We start from the raw sequence: 18449 nt of genomic DNA on the forward strand, positions 1-18449 counted from the left end.
CATTCTAATACGTTAACTTTGCGTCCTTAATTTTTAAGGATACTGGATAGATGTATAAGGAATTCAAACAACTGGAACTAGCTAAAATAGGCAAAGAAATACTTGATTTTTGGAAATCGGAGAACATCTTTGAAAAGAGTATTTCTACCCGTTCTGAAGCGAACACATTTACTTTTTATGAAGGCCCTCCATCAGCCAATGGAATGCCAGGGATTCACCACGTGATGGGTCGGGCAATTAAAGATATTTTTTGCCGCTACAAAACACTAAAAGGTTTTCAAGTGAAACGTAAAGGTGGTTGGGATACCCATGGCCTACCCATAGAACTTGCTGTAGAGAAAAAACTGGGCATAACCAAAGAAGATATTGGTAAAAAAATTAGTGTTGAAGCATATAATACCGCCTGCCGCGAAGAAGTAATGAAATACACCGACGTATGGAATGACCTTACCGAAAAGATGGGCTATTGGGTCGATCTTGAAAAACCATATATCACTTACGAAAATGACTACATGGAAACACTTTGGTGGATCCTTAAATCATTTTACGACAAAGGTTTATTATATAAAGGTTATACCGTTCAGCCTTATTCTCCAGCTGCGGGAACAGGTTTAAGCTCTCATGAACTTAACCAGCCTGGCACTTATAAAATATTAAAAGACACCTCCATTACGGCACAATTTTTCTTGAAAAAAGAACAAGAGCACCCGTTAATACCTGTGCTATTTGATAATGAAAAGGAAGAGACCGCTATTATTGCTTGGACTACCACGCCATGGACTTTACCATCGAATTGTGCTTTAGCGGTTGGTGAAAAAATACGCTACGTAAAAATTAAAACATTTAATCCATATACCTTTCTGCCGGTGAATGTTATTTTAGCCAAAGAATTGGTGGCTAAACACTTTAAAAATGAAGCCAAAGAGCTGGCCTTTGCAGATTATAAGGGTGGCGACAAATTAATACCTTGGACTATTACTGCTGAGTTTGGTGGCAAAGAAATGGTTGGCTTACGCTATCATCAGTTGATGAATTATGTAACCAATGAAGATTTAGAGCAAAATGCCTTCCGTGTTATTCCTGGAGATTTTGTAACCACAGAGGATGGTACTGGTATTGTACACACTGCTTCAATTTTTGGTGCAGACGATTTTAGGGTGGCCAAAGAAAATGGCGTGCCCTCTGTTTTAGTGAAAGATGAGAAAGGTAACGAAAGTCCGCTTGTAGATAAACAAGGTAAATTTGTTACCGAAGTAGTAGATTTTGCTGGCCGTTATGTAAAAGAAGAATATTATAGCGACCAAGAACGCCAACAAGCTGATTTTAAACCTACAGATGTGCTAATTGCCATCAAATTAAAAGAAGACAATAAAGCATTTGACGTTAAGAAATATGAGCACAGCTATCCACATTGCTGGAGAACTGATAAACCCATTTTATATTATCCATTAGACAGTTGGTTCATTAAAACCACTGCCGTAAAGGAGAAGATGGTGGCTTTAAATAAAACCATCAACTGGAAACCGGAAGCTACTGGAACAGGTAGATTTGGCAACTGGCTTGAAAACCTGGTTGACTGGAACCTATCGCGCTCAAGGTATTGGGGAACGCCGTTACCAATCTGGCGCACAAAAGATGGAGCCGAAGAGAAATGTATAGGCTCTCTGGCAGAACTTAATACAGAGATTAAAAAATCTGTGGAAGCAGGCTTTATGGAGGCTTCCTTTGAATTGAAAGACATGCACCGCCCCTATGTTGATGATGTAATTTTAACCTCTCCAAAAGGGGAAAAAATGATCAGAGAATTGGATTTAATTGATGTTTGGTTTGATAGTGGTGCGATGCCTTATGCCCAATGGCACTTCCCTTTTGAAAATGCAGCAGAATTTGAAAGTGCTTATCCAGCAGACTTTATTGCTGAAGGTGTAGATCAAACCCGCGGCTGGTTCTTTACTTTACATGCAATTGCAGTAATGCTTAGTGAAACCAGTGATGAAATTAAAGCCGTAAACGAGCGAGTTGGCAATCCTGGAATCGCCTTCAAAAATGTAGTTTCCAATGGGCTGGTGCTTGACAAGAATGGCAATAAAATGTCTAAACGTTTAGGCAATGGTGTTGACCCTTTCAGTACAATTGAAACTTACAGTGCTGATGCCACCCGTTGGTACATGATCAGCAATGCCTCACCATGGGATAACCTTAAATTTAACATGGATGGTTTAGATGAAGTGCGCAGAAAGTTTTTTGGAACATTGTACAATACCTATGCATTTTTCGCTCTATATGCGAACATTGATAAATTTACTATTGATAAGAACAATGAAACACCTGTTTCAGAACGTAGTGAACTTGACAGGTGGATTTTATCCTTACTTCAAAACCTCATTAATGAAGTTGATGAAAGTTATGACACCTATGAACCAACAAAGGCAACAAGAGCCATTCAAACTTTTGTAGACGAACACCTGAGCAACTGGTACATCCGCTTATCCCGTCGCCGCTTCTGGAAAGGGGAAATGACCACCGACAAAAAAGCAGCTTACGAAACCTTATACACTTGTTTAACAAGCCTCTCGCAGTTGATGTCTCCTGTAGCACCTTTCTTTGCCGACTGGCTTTACCAGAACTTAACAAATGGCATAAATCTGAAAAATACAGCATCAATACATCTTACTTTGTGGAATGAAGCCGATAACCAGCTGATCGATAAAGAACTGAATGAACGGATGGAGCTGGCGCAAAAAATATCCTCCATGGCCTTATCACTGCGTAAAAAAAGCAGCATCAATGTTCGGCAACCGCTAGCTAAAATATTATTGCCCGTATTGGATGAAAAATTTGCTAAAAAAGTAGAATTAGTTAAAGAATTAATTCTTTCTGAAACTAACATTAAAAATATTGAGTATATTAGAGATACTGCTGGTTTTATAAAGAAAAAAATTAAACCTAACTTTAAATCACTCGGTCCAAAGGTTGGTAAAGACATGAAGCTAGTTGCTGAAGTTATTAACAATTTAAGCCAAGAGCAATTAACAGCATTTGAAACCAATGGAGAATTTGTAATTCCAGGTACGGAATACCTTATTCAATTAAATGACGTAGACATCATTGCAGAGGATATTCCAGGCTGGCAAGTAACGAATTTAGGGAACCTAACTGTTGCACTTGACATTACCATTACGCCAGAATTGAAACAGGAAGGTTTATCGAGGGAATTAATTAACCGGATTCAAAACCTAAGAAAGGAATTAAATTTTGAAGTAACAGATCGGATCAGGGTTTATTTACAAAATGATAACATGATCACAAATGCTGTACAAGAAAATAAAGCATACATTTGTTCGGAAATTTTAGCAGATGAGTTAATTATAGTAGAAAGCATTATTAAAGGAAACAAAATCGTAATAGACGATGTTGAACTAGAAATTTCGATAGAAAAACAATAATTATTATGGAAAAACCAATAAAAACAAGGTATTCTGATAGCGAATTAAAAGAATTTAAAGACCTGATCAACGAGAAATTACGTATAGCAAAAGAAGAATTTCTTTCCTTAACCTCCTCCCTAAGCAGTCCTAATTCAAACGGGACTGAAGACACCTCTGGCACTTATAAAACCTTAGAGGATGGTTCAGCGACATTAGAAAAAGAACAAATTAACCAATTGGCTGCTCGTCAGAAAAAGTTTATTGAAAACCTTGAAGCTGCATTAGTACGCATTGAGAATAAAACTTATGGTATTTGCAGAGAGACTGGTAAACTCATACAAAAAGAACGTCTGCGTGCAGTACCACACGCAACCTTAAGTATGGAAGCTAAACTGAAGCAAGCATAATGAAAGGCTATACAAAACCTTTATTGATTATCTTCTTCATCCTCCTCATGGACCAGGCCTTAAAAACCTGGATAAAAACCAATATGTATCTTGGTCAGGAATTTAAGATATTAGGCAATTGGTTTATTATCCATTTTACGGAGAACAACGGTATGGCCTTTGGACTAGAATTTGGTGGGGAATTTGGTAAGCTGTCTTTGTCCCTTTTTAGAATTGTAGCTGTAGCCGGTATCGGTTATGGTCTTTATTACTTAATTGAGAAAAAATACCACAGGGGTTTAATATTAAATGTAGCAATGATCTTTGCCGGAGCTTTAGGAAATATCATTGACTCTGTATTTTACGGTAAAATATACAATTATGCTACTTTATTTCATGGCCGTGTAGTTGACATGTTTTACTTCCCGGTATTGGAAGGCATCTTCCCTAATTGGATACCTATTTGGGGTGGAGAAGATTATATTTTCTTTAGACCAGTGTTCAATGTTGCGGATGCAGCTATTTCAGTAGGTGTTATCCTTATTCTTATTTTCCAGAAAACTTATTTTAAAGAAGAATTTACAGAAGAAATTGGCCCTAACAATGAGGTAGTTGAAGAATAAACTCAACAATTGACCTTTAATTTGTGAATTTGGTATGATATTTTCATCTCCTATATTAAACATCAAAAGAAAATATTATGAGAAAGTTATTAGCTCTTGCCTTTGTTGCCTTATTTAGCCTGAGTGCTATGGCTCAACAAGTAGATCTTCGCCGCAAAATAAATGTTAGTGGTAATGCTGAAGCAGAAGTTACCCCTGATATTATCTACATGAGTATCTCTTTAAAAGAATACTTGAAAGATAATAACAGCAAAAAGAAGGTAGAAATTACAACTTTAGAAAACCAACTGTACAGTGCGGTTCAAAAAGCTGGTATTGCCAAGGAAAACTTAATGATTAACAATATTTCGAGCTATAGTTATGCTACGGAAAAAAAGAAAAATCCTGATTTCTTGGTCAGTAAACAATACCGTTTAAAGGTTACTGATTTAAATAAATTCAATGCCATCATGGATGCGATAGACTCAAAAGGCATCGCTTATACCAATATTGACAGCTACGATTATTCAAAAATTGAAACCTTAAAGCAAGAGTTAAAAATCAAAGCGCTTAAAGCGGCTAAAGAAAAAGCGACCTATATGGTGGAAGCGCTTGGTGATAAATTATATAGAGTTCTTGAAATACAGGAAGTCAACAATGAAGTTTATCCACAACAGAATTACCGCAACAATGCAATGATGATGAAGACTAGCAGTTCAGATGCAGAATCTGCTGCTGCAGAAATTGACTTCAAGAAAATAAAATTAAATTATGTAGTTAATACAGTATTCGAAATCAAATAATTGCTCAATACACTATACAGTTTTATTTCCTTATATTAAGTATAACTTGCTTAAAAGACACAAATACCAATGTAAGTAATTAAAAACAAAGGCTTTATGATTTTTAAAAAAAACCTACCAAAATTGTTGGTAGGTTTTTTGTTATTTAGGATTGTATCCTTAATAAAAAAAATATGAAAAAATTAATTTACTCCCTGACCCTTGTATTTATGTTAGGCATTACTGCTAACCCTTTAATGGCTGCCGGCACTAAAGACAAAAATAAAACTGAATTAACAGCAGAGCAACAAGTTCAGTTCAAAAAAATTACTAACCGTGTTGAAGAAATCAGAAACATGGAGAAATCAGATTTGACAAGATCAGATAAAAAAGAATTGCGTAAAGAATTGAAAGAATTGAAAAACCAGGCACGTGCGATGAACGGTGGTGTTTATCTTTCAGTTGGTGCAATTATCATTATTATATTATTATTGATCTTGATTTTATAATCATAAGTTTAAATAACAAAAAAGCCCTCTTACCCATGCGTAAGAAGGCTTTTTTGTTATTTAACTAAGGTTTAATCTATAATATCAAATCCTGTATATTTCACTAAAGCTGGTGGAATTATAATTCCAGCAGGGGTTTGATAGTTTTCTAATATAGCGGCAACAATTCTTGGTAATGCTAAAGCACTCCCATTTAAGGTATGAGCCAATTGTGTTTTACCTGTAGCTCCTTTAAACCTCAATTTTAAACGATTACTTTGGTAAGTTTCGAAGTTAGATACAGAAGACACTTCTAACCAGCGTTGTTGTGCTGCACTCCAAACCTCCATGTCGTAAGTCATAGCTGCAGTAAAACCCATGTCCCCACCACATAAACGCAGTACACGGTAATGCAAACCCAATTCCTGTAATAAAGATTGGACATAAGCACTCATGCCTTCCAGGATACCGTAAGATTGATCAGGATGAGCAATCTGGACCACCTCTACTTTATCAAACTGGTGTAAGCGGTTTAAACCACGTACATGTGCGCCATAAGATCCTGCTTCTCTGCGGAAACACGGCGTATAAGCACAGTTTTTAACAGGTAATTCTTCCTCTTTTAAAATCACATCCCGATATAAGTTAGTAACCGGAACTTCAGCAGTTGGAATTAAATAAAGATTGTCTACTGTAGAATGGTACATCTGGCCTTCTTTATCAGGTAATTGCCCAGTCCCAAAACCAGAAGCTTCATTCACTAAAAGTGGCACTTGCACTTCACGGTAGCCTTGTTCGGTGGCATGGTCTAAAAAGAAGTTAATAAGCGCCCTTTGTAAACGCGCACCTTTTCCTTTATACACAGGAAAACCGGCACCGGTAATCTTAGTACCTAATTCAAAATCAATGATATCATATTTTGCCGTAAGCTCCCAATGTGGCAAAGCTTGCTCCGTTAATTGTGCAGGAGACCCGTGGATATAGACCACTTCATTTTCTTCTGCAGTAGAGCCCGCCTGAACCAGGTGATGAGGAATATTAGGCAATTGTACCAAAAGATGATACAACTGTTGTTCTGTAGCGGCTAATTGATCTGAAAGAGGTTTTATTTTCTCTTTATTAACGCTAGTTTCCAACTTCAGCACTTCAGCTTCATCCTTTTTGCCATTACGCATCAGCTCACCAATCTGTTTGGCACTTGAGTTTGCTATAGCCGAAAGATTGTCTAAAGATGTTTGTGTTTGTTTACGCTCATCATCTAATTGGATGATTTCATCTACCAGCTCGAGCTGTTTAAAGTGACGGGCACCTAAGCGTTCTAAAACTTTCTCTCTATTTTCACGGATATAGTTAACTTGCAGCATTATTTATATATTTTGAACAAAGATAATAAGAGTTTGGAGACACAGAACATGGATGGTAAACTATTTCTTGTTCCTACCCCAATTGGGAATCTGGAAGATATGACTTTCAGAGCGATTAGGGTATTGAAAGAAGCGGATGTAATTTTAGCGGAAGACACGCGTACCAGTGCTCCCTTGTTAAAACATTTTGGCATAGACAAAAAAGCTTATTCCCATCATCAACATAATGAACATAAGGCTACTTCGGAGATCATTAAATTTTTGAAAGAAGGCAAAAATGTGGCCTTAATATCTGATGCGGGTACCCCTGCCATATCAGACCCCGGGTTTTTCTTAGTTAGGGAGGTAATTAAAAATAACCTTGAAGTAGAGTGTCTGCCTGGTGCAACAGCTTTCGTGCCAGCCTTGGTAAACTCTGGTTTACCCACAGATTCTTTTGTTTTCGAAGGCTTTTTACCGGTAAAAAAAGGAAGGCAAACACGCCTTAAAAAATTGGCTGAAGAAGAGAGGACCATCGTTTTATATGAAAGTCCACACCGTCTTTTAAAAACGTTAGAAGAATTCGCACAGTTTTTTGGCGAAGACCGGCAAGCTTCTGTAAGTAGGGAAATCACTAAGATGTATGAAGAAACAATTAGAGGTACTGTATCAGAGATAAAAACATATTTTGAAAACAATATTTTAAAAGGAGAATTTGTAATTTGTGTTGCCGGTAAACCCGAAGGAAAGAAAACAAAGGCTGATAAGCCGATTTACAAAAAGTAAATAACCCTTGAAAATTTCTAACCCATGATGTCAATAGATAAATTTATAAACGACGAGCAAGACCCTAAAACTGTTGAAAAAGTATTGGGTAAAATTCGCGACTTGATGAGCAGCAATGAAGCCCTGATTTATTTAGCTGTTCAAAAAAGGCCTGCGGTAAACCTGATGCCCGATTGTATAGTAGTTAGCAATAAACGTATCTTTTATTGTGAACCGGCAAACTTTGGTATCACCATGAACTTTAAAGACATTTCATGGAAAAGCATCAAAGAAGTATCTTTTAAAGAAGAGCTTTTTGGTTCTAAATTTATTTGCGTACCACAGCATGGAGAAAACATTGTAACAGAATATATTCCCAAAGCACAGGCCCGAAAGTTATACCAGGCAGCAAAACAACAATTAGACGAGTTTAAAGAAGAACTACTCAAAATTGAAAAAGAGGAAAAACAGTTTACTGATACCTACACTTATATGGAGGAAGAACCATTAGAAATCACAGTCCCAGTACCTCAAGTACAATTAGAAGCTCAGCCAGTATTTCAGGTAGAACCAGAAGATGAGACAACCCTTAAATTAAGGAAATTAAAAACTTTATTTGATAAGCAATTAATTACCCTGGAAGAATATGAGGCTAAAAAAGCAACTATTTTAGATAGTTTTTAACAAATGAATTCAAAACATACCATTTCCCTTGCCTTATTAAGTGCATTTTTAATGTGGCTAGCCTGGCCTCCTATTCCATACACCACACCAATACTGCTAATCGGACTAGTTCCCTTGCTGATTGCTATTGATAAAATTAAATTCAGTGAGACCTTAAAAAAAGGAAAGCAAGTTTTTTTAACTGCCGGAATTACTTTTCTGGTTTGGAATACCAGTTGTATTTACTGGGTTTACAATGCCATTAGTGCAGATAACAATGCTGTTGTTTCCTTCCTGGTATCCCTTATCCCTTTTGGGTTAGGTGCATTATTAATGACCTTCGCCTTTTGGCTATATTACCGCTTAAGTTTATATGTTACCAAGAAATTAGCTTATGCTGGTCTTATCAGCTTTTATATCGCGATGGAATACCTGCACCAAACCTGGGATCTTTCTTTCCCCTGGATGACTTTAGGTAACGGTTTTTCAGGCATGCACCAGCTTGCTCAATGGTATGAATACACCGGTGTTTACGGTGGTTCTTTGTGGATCCTGTTGAGTAATATCTTTGCATTTGAAGCCTTTAAAGCTTTCAAAACTCAAAAAGGTTATTTTAAATACCGCCAATCTTTATTATGGGCATTAATTGTTATACTACCTGCTGCATTCTCTCTGATCAGGTATAAAAGCTACAAAGAAAAAATAAATCCAGTAAACGTAGTAGTCGTTCAACCTAATATAGACCCCTATCAGAAATTTGGAGGCATCAGTGCAGCTGAACAATTGAAAGTGCTTACCCAACTTTCAGACAGTGTTGGACAGCCCAACACCGAATATTTCTTCTGGCCTGAAACAGCATTACCAACTTATAACGATGAGGAGCATATCCGCAGCAGCGTAGAATTCAGCGTATTGCAGCAATTTATTCGAAAATATCCTAATGGATCTTTAGTTACAGGTTTAGAATCGGTTAAAACTTATAACGAGCCTGAAACTATCAGTGCTAAACTGGATCCAAATTCTGGAGTTTACTATGATAATTTTAATGCTGCCATGCAGGTAGAAAACTCTGCTGATGTGCAGTTTTACCATAAATCAAAATTGGTACCCGGCGTAGAGAAATTGCCATTCCCAACAGCATTGGCCTTTCTGAAGCCGGTGTTTGCACAATTGGGAGGAACCGTTGGTGGCTGGGGCTGGCAAGAAAAACCTAGCGTATTTTATTCCTACAGCGGCATTGGGGTAGCACCTGTAATTTGCTACGAATCTTTATGGGGCGACTGGATTGGCCAGTCTGTAAAAGCTGGCGCACAATTCATCGCAATCATCACTAACGATGGATGGTGGGGAAATACCTCTGGCAAGGACCAACATTTTATGTACGCTAAATTAAGAGCTATAGAAAACCGGAGGTGGGTGGTCCGCTCTGCCAATACTGGTATTTCCGGCTTTATAGATCAAAAAGGAGATGTGGTTAAAAGAAGTGAATGGTGGATCAGGACAGCACTAAAAGCAGATATCAACTTAAATGATGAGCTTAGTTTTTATACCAAAAGTGGCGATCTGATTGCGAAAGCATTAAGCATAATTGCTATAGTCCTTGCCTTAATTATCCCCTTTAAACGCTGGATAAAAAAGACAAGGCCCACAATTTAAGATAAATATTTACCGACTAAAGGCATTCTTCTACCCATGCCAAACGCTTTTGGCGACACCCGTAAAATTGGTGGCGTTTGATAACGTTTAAATTCTGCCGAGTTAACCATTTTGATGATGCGGCGTACCAGAGCTTCCTCAAAACCCTGTGCAATAATGGCGCAAGAGCTCTTACGCAACTCTATATATTGGAATAAAATTTTATCCAAAATAGCATAATCCGGCAAAGAGTCAGAATCTTTTTGTCCAGGTCTTAATTCTGCCGATGGTGGTTTCACCACTGTATTTTCAGGAATTACTTCTCCGTCTTTATTGATATATTCAGTCAGTTGATAAATCTGGGTTTTGTAAACATCTCCGATTACGCCAATAGCACCACACATATCGCCATAAAGGGTTCCATAACCCACAGCACACTCACTTTTATTAGAAGTATTCAACAAAATGTAACCGAATTTATTAGACATCGCCATCACCACAATTCCCCGGCAACGCGCTTGTATATTCTCTTCCGCCACATTGAATGGTAATCCCTTGAAAGCGGGCTGTAACATTTTATCAAAAGCATCCGCAGCATCTTTAATCTCAATCACTTCATGCATGCAACCCATATTGTTAACTAAATCCAGGGCATCTTTTATAGAATGAGCTGAAGAATATTTAGAAGGCATCAATACGGCCATAACATTTTCAGGACCCAGAGCGCGACAGGCCAAAGCACAAACAATTGCAGAGTCAATTCCTCCAGACAAACCTAAAACAGCTTGTTTAAACCCAGATTTAGCAAAATAATCTTTAATACCAAGTACCAAAGCATCATGTATTTGTGCAATGTCTGGCGTTACTTCACGTACAAAAGGTTTCAAGCCTTGTATTTTATGACCTGCAAACTCATAAATACGAAGCTCCTCTTTAAAATAAGGCATTTCATCTAATAGATTTCCATTTGCATCAAAAACCAACGACCCACCATCGAAAATTATTTCCGTTTGTGCACCTACCTGGTTCACATAAAACAGTGGCAATTGATACTTTTTAGCATTATCAGATAAAACAACTACACGCTCTTCATCATGACAATAAGAAAAAGGAGAAGCAGCAATATTGATCATCAAATCTGGCTGCTGTTTGATCAGCTCATCCATAGGGTTGGTAACATATAAAGGATTAGCATTGATATTCCACAAATCCTCACAAATGGTCAGGGCTATTTTCTGTCCTTTAAACTCAATACATTCAAATGTTGTAGCGGGCTCAAAGTAGCGATATTCATCAAAAACATCATAATTAGGAAGCAATGCTTTTTTTGTAACTGTCTTAACCTTTCCTTCCTCAATGAAATATGCGGCGTTATAAAGATCCTTACCAGCAGCCTGTTCATTTTTTACGGGTAAACCTATAATGCAGGCAATACCATGGCAATGTGCCGCTATTTGTTGAGCCGAAGTCTCACACAGATCAGTAAACTCTTCAAATTCCAGAAAATCCCTTGGCGGATAACCACAAACAGCTAATTCAGCAAAAACAACCAGGTCAGCACCTTGTTCTTTCGCTAGATTGATATTGTCAATAATCTTTTTAGTATTGGATTCAAAATCACCAATATGGTAATTCAGCTGTGCTAATGCGATATTCATATTCATTAAAAGAATAAACCAAAATTAACGCCTACATAATGATTACGCACATTTCTACCTGCATCTTTCACTATATTGGTAAAACCATTATTATAAGTCAGTCCGGCACTTATGCTGGTACGGTGATCTAAATCAAATTCACCCCCTGCACCCAAAATTAATCCAGCCCTGTAAAACTTAGTATAATCATTAATGTTTTTGTTACTCACAATAGGTTTCCCTGCCACTTCAGCATCCTGTTTAGCTCCAATATTAAAGTCATTGGAAAAACCAAATTGACCATACCAGCTTAAATCACCTATCTTATCGGTCCGCAGTTTAACAGTAAAAGGGATTTCTATATACTGCAACTTATATTTTAAGTCGTAGGCCGTATTCATACTATTGTTTGAGCCATTGTGATACAAATTAGGATCAATTTCTGTGCTCTTTCCGTTAATAGTTGTTACCATTAACCCAGTAGAAAAGCTATAGTTATCCGCAAAATTAAAATCACCTAAAAGACCGTAAGTAAAACCTAAACTAAGGCCATTTCCCTTACCATTTTCAGTTTTTAACCAGCCAAAAGTAGGGTGAGCTGTTAAGCCTAACCTAAAGCCATAATCTGGTGCCGCAAAATTTTGAGCAAAAAGAGAAGTGGAGGAGAAGAATAAGAGTACTGCTATCCAGATTTTTTTCATGGGTATTTATGTTTTTAAAGATACTGAAGCTATCTGCGTTTATAACGCAAAGATTGACAAATCTATCTATTTTTTCTATTTACTGTACATTTTTCCAATAATCAACTCCTTGCATTAATAATAAAAAGGAATTTATGGAACAAAAATTTTATATCTTTAAATTTTTAATAATTATGAAAAAAATATACCTTTTTGTAGTAGTATCCTTGTTAACTATATTCTGCGTTAATGCCCAAACAGAAACTAATCAAACTGTTGTTAAATTTATTAAATACTATAAAGCTAATCAGCCTGACAGCATTTTCACCCTATTCTCTCCTGAAATGAAAGCGGCACTTAAAATGGAAGGAACGAAGCAGTTTGTTGCACAATTAAAAGGATCACTGGGTGAGTTTGTTAAAAGCAGGATGATAATTTCACCATCAAGTCAATTTACTGAGTTTCGTTTAAGTTTTGAAAAGCCTATGGTGGAAATAGCGTTAATCATTAAAGATAAATTAATCGCAGGAATTCAACAAAGACAAATTGAAGCAGTTAAAAATGACCCTGTTGAAATGGAAAGTCCAGATAATTTTTCGGTAAATAATACTTTCGGCAACCTGTCTGGCACCCTAATATTACCAAAAAATAATGGCAAAATACCAGTGGTATTAATGATTGGAGGCTCCGGGCCAACAGACAGGAATATGAACCAGGGACAAGCATTAAGATCGAACTCTTTTTTAATGCTGGCTAAGGGGCTTGCTGAAAATGGGATTGCTACCGTGCGTTATGATAAAAGAGGCGTCGGTAAAAGCAATGCTGCGTACCAATCTAAGGATGTAAAATTAGATGATTTTATAAGCGATGCTAATCTGTTTATTGCCAAGCTAAAAATGGACCCAAGATTTTCCAAGGTGATTGTTCTTGGTCATAGTGAAGGTGCTGCTATAGGAATAATGACTTCCTTAGCTACAAATCCTGATGCTTTGATCTCCTTATGCGGCTATAAAAATGACATGGCTGAGCTATTAAAAAGGCAGCTTAAAGTTTTGGTCAGTGCAGCGGACTTTAAAATTACGACTGAAATTTTATACAGTTTAAAAGCAGGAAAAATAGTATACAGAAAATTCAATCCTGCTCTGGAAGATCTATTTTCCCATGCAGCACAATCATTTATCATGTCTACCATGAAATACAATTCGACTTTGGAAATGAGTAAAATTAAAATCCCCGTTTTAGTTGTAGGCGGCACTACTGATCTGCAAATAGGAATTGACGAAGCGAAACAACTTGCTAAAGCTAACCCAAAGGCTACCTTAAAATTGATTATAGGAATGAACCATGTTTTGAAAGCCGCACCTGCTGATAGAACGCTTAACTTACAAACCTATAATAACCCTGAAATTCCAATCCATAAAGACCTTGTACCCCTGTTAACTGAATTTATAAGTAAGGTTAAATAACGTTCATTTTATGTTCCCCCTATTTATTTCAAATCCGAAAAAATTTCACCATCTTACAGTACAGCAATAACAATTAAAATCTCATGGCAAAAGTTGGCATCGTCTTATCAGGGGGAGGAATTCGGGGCATCGCACATTTGGGCGTATTAAAAGCCTTCATCAATGCAGGCGTTACTTTTAGTCACATTAGCGGTACCAGTGCAGGAGCCATTGCAGGTGCTTTTTATGCCGCTGGCATTGATCCTGAGGAAGGATTGAATATCTTCATCAAAAGTAAGCTACTCCGCTTTATGAGGCCAGCTATGGGTAGTCTTGGTTTAATAAATCTTGAGTATACCACACATTTGTTAAAAGAATACTTTCCAGAAGACAAGATAGAAAAACTAAAAATACCACTTACCATTGCCGCCACCAATTTTACTAATGGCAAACTAGTTTACTTCAACAAAGGTCCATTAATCAAAGCCCTACAGGCCTCCAGCTGCATACCCGGCATTTTTAAACCTATTATGATTGATGAACACCTGTATGTTGACGGAGGGGTATTAAATAATTTCCCTATAGAACCGCTATTAACCAATTGCGATTTCATTATCGGTTCATCCTGCAATCATCTGAGAGCTGTAGAAAAAGTTAGCACTTTTAAATCGCTGGTAGTAAGGTCGGTCAGGATGTCCATAAACAAAGATATGGAACAGAAAGCAGCCTTCTGCAATATCCTCATTGAGCCTAAAGGAATGGGTGAATTCAGCACCTTTGACGTTAAAAAAGCGGAAACAATTTATTGGCTCGCATATGAAGAAACCCTGAAGACCATTAAAGGAAATGAAGTATTAAAAACACTTACAGAAAAACTGGCTTAAGCTAACGGCAAAGCCACTAATTTATCGCCTGTTAAAATAGGTATCACCTCACAAATGTTTAACTGCAAACAAAATAGCACATCCTCTTCTATGTTTAATGCCGCTAAGCGGTGACTATGAGACGATTTGGTAAGATAAGTGCGTACATCAGATTTTGCCAAAGCATATAAATCTTCGGCAGCAACACTAGAATCATCAAAATGTGAAAAGCTTGCCCTCAACCGAGAAACCACAGCACCCGCAAACAAGGTGTCTTCCAGGTTAAACTGGTCCTTCCAACCCGCGCAAAGCAGCAGCACATCTTGATCCTGGCTGATCAACCAGTTACATAAAATATCGAGGTTCAAGAAAGAACCTATCACTACCTGGTGTGCCCGGGACCTTGCCATGTGCAAAGCTTTGGTACCGTTGGTTGTCGTTAATACAATTGTTTTTCCCTGCACCTTTTCTGTGGTATAAGAAAATGGGGAATTGCCGAAGTCATAACCTTCCACCACTTCCCCATTTCTTTCTGCCGCCAACAGGTAATTCAACCCTTTAAAATTTAGGCAATCTTCCACCTGCGACACAGGAATGATGGCCTTTGCCCCATTATGAATACCGTAAACCATAGATGAAGTAGCTCTTAAAATATCAATTACTACTACAATACTCTCTTCAATAGCGTATAAATCCAGGAGTGCTGGTGTTAAACACACTTCAATTTTTCTTTCCATCTATAGTTTTGCTGTACCTTTATTTATAAAATGGAAATTTAACAACTTTAGCTTTGATCTTTACATCACGGATCAGGATATAGATTTCTGTACCTTCTTTAGCAAAATCCTTCGCTACATAACCCATACCAATGGCTTTTTTAAAAGAAGGCGATTGTGTACCTGAAGTAACTTTTCCTATCACTTTACCTTCAGCATCAACAATTTCATAATCATGACGTGGTATACCACGGTCAATCATTTCAAAGCCCACCAGTTTTTTGGTTACACCAGCTTCTTTTTGTGCCATCAAGGCCTCAGAATTGGTGAAATTTTTGGTGAATTTAGTAACCCAGCCCAATCCCGCTTCAAAAGGGGAAGTGGTATCATCGATATCATTGCCATATAAGCAGAATCCCATTTCTAAACGCAAGGTATCCCGGGCAGCTAAACCGACAGGCTTAATATTAAAAGGTTTGCCCGCTTCAAAAATAGCATCCCAAATGGTATCCGCATATTCGTTCTCAAAATAAACCTCAAAACCACCCGCACCTGTATAACCTGTAGCCGATACCAATACATTCTCGACACCAGCAAATTTGCCTTTCTTGAAATTATAGTATTCCATCGAAGCCAAATCTATATCTGTTAAGCTTTGTAAAGCCTCCGCTGCTTTTGGACCTTGTATGGCCAATAAAGAAGTTTTATCTGAAATGTTATGCATTTCCACACCAGCTGTATTGAACTTCTGAATCCAGTTCCAATCTTTCTCTATATTCGATGCATTAACAACAAGCATGTAACTTTTTTCGTTCATGCGGTATACCAGCAAATCATCTACAATTCCGCCCTCTTCGTTCGGTAAGCAAGAGTATTGAATTTTGCCATCATATAATTTTGAGGCATCATTACTGGTTACACGTTGAATAAGATCTAATGCTTTTTCCCCTTTAAGGATGAATTCGCCCATGTGGCTCACATCAAAAACACCAACACCGTTTCTCACGGTATTGTGTTCTGCATTGATGCCTTCATAAGTTACGGGCATATTGTATCCTGCAAATGGCACCATTTTAGCACCTAAGGAAATGTGTTTATCTGTTAATGGGGTATTCTTCATGCTTTTTGTATCAAAATGATGGCCAAAAATACACAAATTTTACGCATTTATTAATTGTTGGTAAATTTGTACCATTCTTTGTGAAATGATGGAAATATTATAGTTTTTTTCTGCCGTTTTCCTCGCGTTATCCCCTATTTCAGCCAATTTGCCGGGGTTAGTAATACACTGTAATATAGAGCGGTAAAACTCATCTGGCGTATCGGCAATAAGGATATCTTTTCCATGCTCACATTTTATCCCTTCTGCTGCCATAGTAGTAGCAATAATACACTTATGCATGGCCATACCTTCAATAATTTTAACCCTCATGCCACTTCCCGACAACAAAGGAACAATCATAATGGCTTTGGAGTTGATAAATTCAACGGCATCTAAAATCTCCCCTTCCACTACAACATTATCAGAATCATAATCAAAAAACTGCTGCTGCATATGCTTTCCAGCGATATAAAAACGCAATTCGCTGTTCAGCTTTTCAATATCAGGCCATATTTCATCAAGAAACCATTCTAGTCCTTCTTTATTCGGCTGCCAGTCCATTGCCCCCAGATGGAATAAGGTTGGAAAACCATAATTAACAGACTGGGTAATGTATTTCTCAAAATCTAGCGCTACAGGAAAAACCTCCAAATTGGTTGCACAACCCATACGTAAAATACTCTGCCGGTCGGGTTCAGAAATTGCAAATATTTGATCGAACCTATTGATTTGTTCCGTTTCGTAAGATTTTAACCTTCTGGCCAGGAACTCCAGGTATTTGCGCCTTGGTATAAACTTTTCTCCGTAAGCAAGGCGCTCCCAGACATCGAAGACAATATTGTGTGCTCTATAGATTAATTTCGCTTCACTGTGTGCTTTAACCACATCAAGATAAGGAACCACATACAAGCCTTCGAACTGAATAATATCAAAATCGTTCTCATGAAGTACATTTTCTAAAAGCTTTGCTGCTTCTTCATCATAATAACGGGAAACATTATAAGATTCATTAGAAAAAATGTTACGAAACATTCCCCAATAATTTATATCAGTATCAATAGCAAAAGAATGAAATTTAATGTTCTCAAAAACCGGATCATAAATATCATCCACATCAACAGGGTTTTTACTGGTATTGATGCTAAAAAGGGTAACGTCAACATTTAGTTTAAGCAAGCCCTTTATCGTGTTATAAACCACGATGGGATAACCACTGTTAGGTGGAAAAGGAACGCGATATGTTAAAATGAGGACTTTCAATTAGTAAAACTACAAATTATCCCTCATTATTTTCAAATAGAACTAACTGTGGATCACTGATATTAAAAGTTTTTCGATGGTATGGCGTTAAACCATGGTTAAGAGAAGCATTTCGGTGTATAACGGTAGGATATCCCTTATTCTGATGCCATTCATAAAGCGGATACTCTTTTCCCACCTTCACCATGTATTCATCGCGGTGGGTTTTTGCTAAAATAGAAGCTGCTGCGATATTCAGGTATTTGCCATCGCCCTTAATAATGCAGGAATGGGGTATTTCAGGATAGGCTTTAAACCTGTTGCCATCAATACTTAAATATTGGGGTGGAGTGCTTAATTTTTCAATAGCCCGGTGCATCGCCAGAAATGAAGCATTCAGGATGTTGATTTGATCAATCTCCACATTATCAACCGATGCAACAGCCCAGCAAATAGCCTCTCTTTCTATAATAATACGTAAATGATCACGTTGCTTATGGCTAAGCATTTTAGAGTCGGTGAGCTCACCGGCAACAAAATCTTTAGGCAAAATAACCGCTGCAGCAAAAACAGGTCCGGCCAAACAACCTCTTCCAGCCTCGTCACAGCCCGCTTCTAAAAATTCTTCCTGGTAGCAGTTTAACAACATTTGCCAAAGATAAGAAATACGAAAGA

General features: G+C 37.5%; 17 protein-coding genes. 10 read left to right on the top strand and 7 right to left on the bottom strand.

Annotated elements, in window-relative coordinates:
* The first annotated feature begins 50 nt into the window (after positions 1 to 50).
* From ileS to AAKU52_RS05585, 5 genes are all read left to right on the top strand, one after another.
* A complete protein-coding gene (ileS, locus tag AAKU52_RS05565; protein WP_354331110.1) occupies positions 51 to 3446 on the top strand; it encodes an isoleucine--tRNA ligase in 3396 nt (1131 codons plus the stop codon).
* A 5-nt stretch (positions 3447 to 3451) separates the two neighbouring features.
* Positions 3452 to 3835, top strand: coding sequence for a TraR/DksA family transcriptional regulator (locus AAKU52_RS05570; protein WP_354331112.1), 384 nt, complete (start codon positions 3452 to 3454; stop codon positions 3833 to 3835).
* Positions 3835 to 4437 (top strand): lipoprotein signal peptidase, encoded by a 603-nt coding sequence (locus tag AAKU52_RS05575; RefSeq protein ID WP_354331114.1) that lies wholly within the window; start codon positions 3835 to 3837, stop codon positions 4435 to 4437. Before AAKU52_RS05570 ends, AAKU52_RS05575 begins: the two co-directional genes overlap by 1 nt.
* 77 nt (positions 4438 to 4514) lie before the next feature.
* Positions 4515 to 5219, top strand: coding sequence for an SIMPL domain-containing protein (locus AAKU52_RS05580; protein WP_354331116.1), 705 nt, complete (start codon positions 4515 to 4517; stop codon positions 5217 to 5219).
* A gap of 173 nt (positions 5220 to 5392) precedes the next feature.
* Entirely contained in the window at positions 5393 to 5707 is a 315-nt protein-coding gene (locus tag AAKU52_RS05585) for a hypothetical protein (RefSeq protein ID WP_354331119.1), read from the top strand.
* Positions 5708 to 5778: 71 nt separating this feature from the next.
* Here the strand turns inward: AAKU52_RS05585 and serS are convergent, their stop codons facing one another.
* Positions 5779 to 7050 (bottom strand): serine--tRNA ligase, encoded by a 1272-nt coding sequence (serS, locus tag AAKU52_RS05590; protein ID WP_354331121.1) that lies wholly within the window; start codon positions 7048 to 7050, stop codon positions 5779 to 5781.
* 48 nt (positions 7051 to 7098) lie between these two features.
* Here serS and rsmI point away from each other — a divergent pair, with 48 nt between their 5' ends.
* Genes rsmI through lnt form a run of 3 tightly spaced genes read left to right on the top strand, consistent with a single transcriptional unit; the run spans position 7099 to position 10113 of the window.
* A complete protein-coding gene (rsmI, locus tag AAKU52_RS05595) occupies positions 7099 to 7815 on the top strand; it encodes a 16S rRNA (cytidine(1402)-2'-O)-methyltransferase (protein ID WP_354331244.1) in 717 nt (238 codons plus the stop codon).
* Between the two features lie 24 nt (positions 7816 to 7839).
* Positions 7840 to 8478, top strand: coding sequence for a PH domain-containing protein (locus AAKU52_RS05600; RefSeq protein WP_354331123.1), 639 nt, complete (start codon positions 7840 to 7842; stop codon positions 8476 to 8478).
* A 3-nt stretch (positions 8479 to 8481) separates the two neighbouring features.
* Positions 8482 to 10113: an apolipoprotein N-acyltransferase gene (lnt, locus tag AAKU52_RS05605; RefSeq protein ID WP_354331125.1), complete on the top strand. Its 1632-nt coding sequence runs from the start codon at positions 8482 to 8484 to the stop codon at positions 10111 to 10113.
* Here the strand turns inward: lnt and AAKU52_RS05610 are convergent.
* Together AAKU52_RS05610 and AAKU52_RS05615 are read right to left on the bottom strand one after the other, a co-directional pair.
* Complete coding sequence (locus tag AAKU52_RS05610) at positions 10110 to 11750, bottom strand: NAD+ synthase (protein ID WP_354331127.1); 1641 nt, start codon at positions 11748 to 11750, stop codon at positions 10110 to 10112. The genes lnt and AAKU52_RS05610 overlap by 4 nt on opposite strands.
* Positions 11751 to 11755: 5 nt before the next feature.
* On the bottom strand, positions 11756 to 12430 hold the full coding sequence (locus AAKU52_RS05615) for a porin family protein (protein ID WP_354331129.1): 675 nt from the start codon (positions 12428 to 12430) through the stop codon (positions 11756 to 11758).
* 173 nt (positions 12431 to 12603) lie between these two features.
* On the opposite strand from AAKU52_RS05615, the gene AAKU52_RS05620 reads away from it, so the two are divergent.
* Both AAKU52_RS05620 and AAKU52_RS05625 read left to right on the top strand, forming a co-directional pair.
* Entirely contained in the window at positions 12604 to 13875 is a 1272-nt protein-coding gene (locus AAKU52_RS05620) for an alpha/beta hydrolase (protein WP_354331131.1), read from the top strand.
* 83 nt (positions 13876 to 13958) lie between these two features.
* Positions 13959 to 14738, top strand: coding sequence for a patatin-like phospholipase family protein (locus AAKU52_RS05625; protein WP_354331133.1), 780 nt, complete (start codon positions 13959 to 13961; stop codon positions 14736 to 14738).
* Here the strand turns inward: AAKU52_RS05625 and AAKU52_RS05630 are convergent.
* The 4 genes from AAKU52_RS05630 to rnhB are packed head-to-tail and all read right to left on the bottom strand — an operon-like array spanning position 14735 to position 18423.
* Positions 14735 to 15454, bottom strand: a complete 720-nt coding sequence (locus AAKU52_RS05630; protein WP_354331135.1) for a 2-phosphosulfolactate phosphatase — start codon at positions 15452 to 15454, stop codon at positions 14735 to 14737. The genes AAKU52_RS05625 and AAKU52_RS05630 overlap by 4 nt on opposite strands.
* A 19-nt stretch (positions 15455 to 15473) precedes the next feature.
* Positions 15474 to 16553, bottom strand: a complete 1080-nt coding sequence (gene gcvT / locus AAKU52_RS05635; protein ID WP_354331137.1) for a glycine cleavage system aminomethyltransferase GcvT — start codon at positions 16551 to 16553, stop codon at positions 15474 to 15476.
* 39 nt (positions 16554 to 16592) lie between these two features.
* Positions 16593 to 17795, bottom strand: a complete 1203-nt coding sequence (locus AAKU52_RS05640; protein ID WP_354331139.1) for a glycosyltransferase family 4 protein — start codon at positions 17793 to 17795, stop codon at positions 16593 to 16595.
* Between the two features lie 16 nt (positions 17796 to 17811).
* On the bottom strand, positions 17812 to 18423 hold the full coding sequence (rnhB, locus tag AAKU52_RS05645; protein WP_354331141.1) for a ribonuclease HII: 612 nt from the start codon (positions 18421 to 18423) through the stop codon (positions 17812 to 17814).
* Positions 18424 to 18449: the final 26 nt, after the last annotated feature.

Origin of the sequence: Pedobacter sp. CG_S7 (assembly GCF_040544395.1) — a bacterium.
GTDB lineage: Bacteria > Bacteroidota > Bacteroidia > Sphingobacteriales > Sphingobacteriaceae > Pedobacter.

What these genes read in the sequence shown, in the direction of transcription:
- ileS (WP_354331110.1), top strand. Translation starts at nt 51, where the DNA reads ATGTATAAGGAATTCAAACAACTGGAACTAGCTAAAATAGGCAAAGAA.
- AAKU52_RS05570 (WP_354331112.1), top strand. Translation starts at nt 3,452, where the DNA reads ATGGAAAAACCAATAAAAACAAGGTATTCTGATAGCGAATTAAAAGAA.
- AAKU52_RS05575 (WP_354331114.1), top strand. Translation starts at nt 3,835, where the DNA reads ATGAAAGGCTATACAAAACCTTTATTGATTATCTTCTTCATCCTCCTC.
- AAKU52_RS05580 (WP_354331116.1), top strand. Translation starts at nt 4,515, where the DNA reads ATGAGAAAGTTATTAGCTCTTGCCTTTGTTGCCTTATTTAGCCTGAGT.
- AAKU52_RS05585 (WP_354331119.1), top strand. Translation starts at nt 5,393, where the DNA reads ATGAAAAAATTAATTTACTCCCTGACCCTTGTATTTATGTTAGGCATT.
- serS (WP_354331121.1), bottom strand. Translation starts at nt 7,050, where the DNA reads ATGCTGCAAGTTAACTATATCCGTGAAAATAGAGAGAAAGTTTTAGAA.
- rsmI (WP_354331244.1), top strand. Translation starts at nt 7,099, where the DNA reads ATGGATGGTAAACTATTTCTTGTTCCTACCCCAATTGGGAATCTGGAA.
- AAKU52_RS05600 (WP_354331123.1), top strand. Translation starts at nt 7,840, where the DNA reads ATGATGTCAATAGATAAATTTATAAACGACGAGCAAGACCCTAAAACT.
- lnt (WP_354331125.1), top strand. Translation starts at nt 8,482, where the DNA reads ATGAATTCAAAACATACCATTTCCCTTGCCTTATTAAGTGCATTTTTA.
- AAKU52_RS05610 (WP_354331127.1), bottom strand. Translation starts at nt 11,750, where the DNA reads ATGAATATCGCATTAGCACAGCTGAATTACCATATTGGTGATTTTGAA.
- AAKU52_RS05615 (WP_354331129.1), bottom strand. Translation starts at nt 12,430, where the DNA reads ATGAAAAAAATCTGGATAGCAGTACTCTTATTCTTCTCCTCCACTTCT.
- AAKU52_RS05620 (WP_354331131.1), top strand. Translation starts at nt 12,604, where the DNA reads ATGAAAAAAATATACCTTTTTGTAGTAGTATCCTTGTTAACTATATTC.
- AAKU52_RS05625 (WP_354331133.1), top strand. Translation starts at nt 13,959, where the DNA reads ATGGCAAAAGTTGGCATCGTCTTATCAGGGGGAGGAATTCGGGGCATC.
- AAKU52_RS05630 (WP_354331135.1), bottom strand. Translation starts at nt 15,454, where the DNA reads ATGGAAAGAAAAATTGAAGTGTGTTTAACACCAGCACTCCTGGATTTA.
- gcvT (WP_354331137.1), bottom strand. Translation starts at nt 16,553, where the DNA reads ATGAAGAATACCCCATTAACAGATAAACACATTTCCTTAGGTGCTAAA.
- rnhB (WP_354331141.1), bottom strand. Translation starts at nt 18,423, where the DNA reads ATGTTGTTAAACTGCTACCAGGAAGAATTTTTAGAAGCGGGCTGTGAC.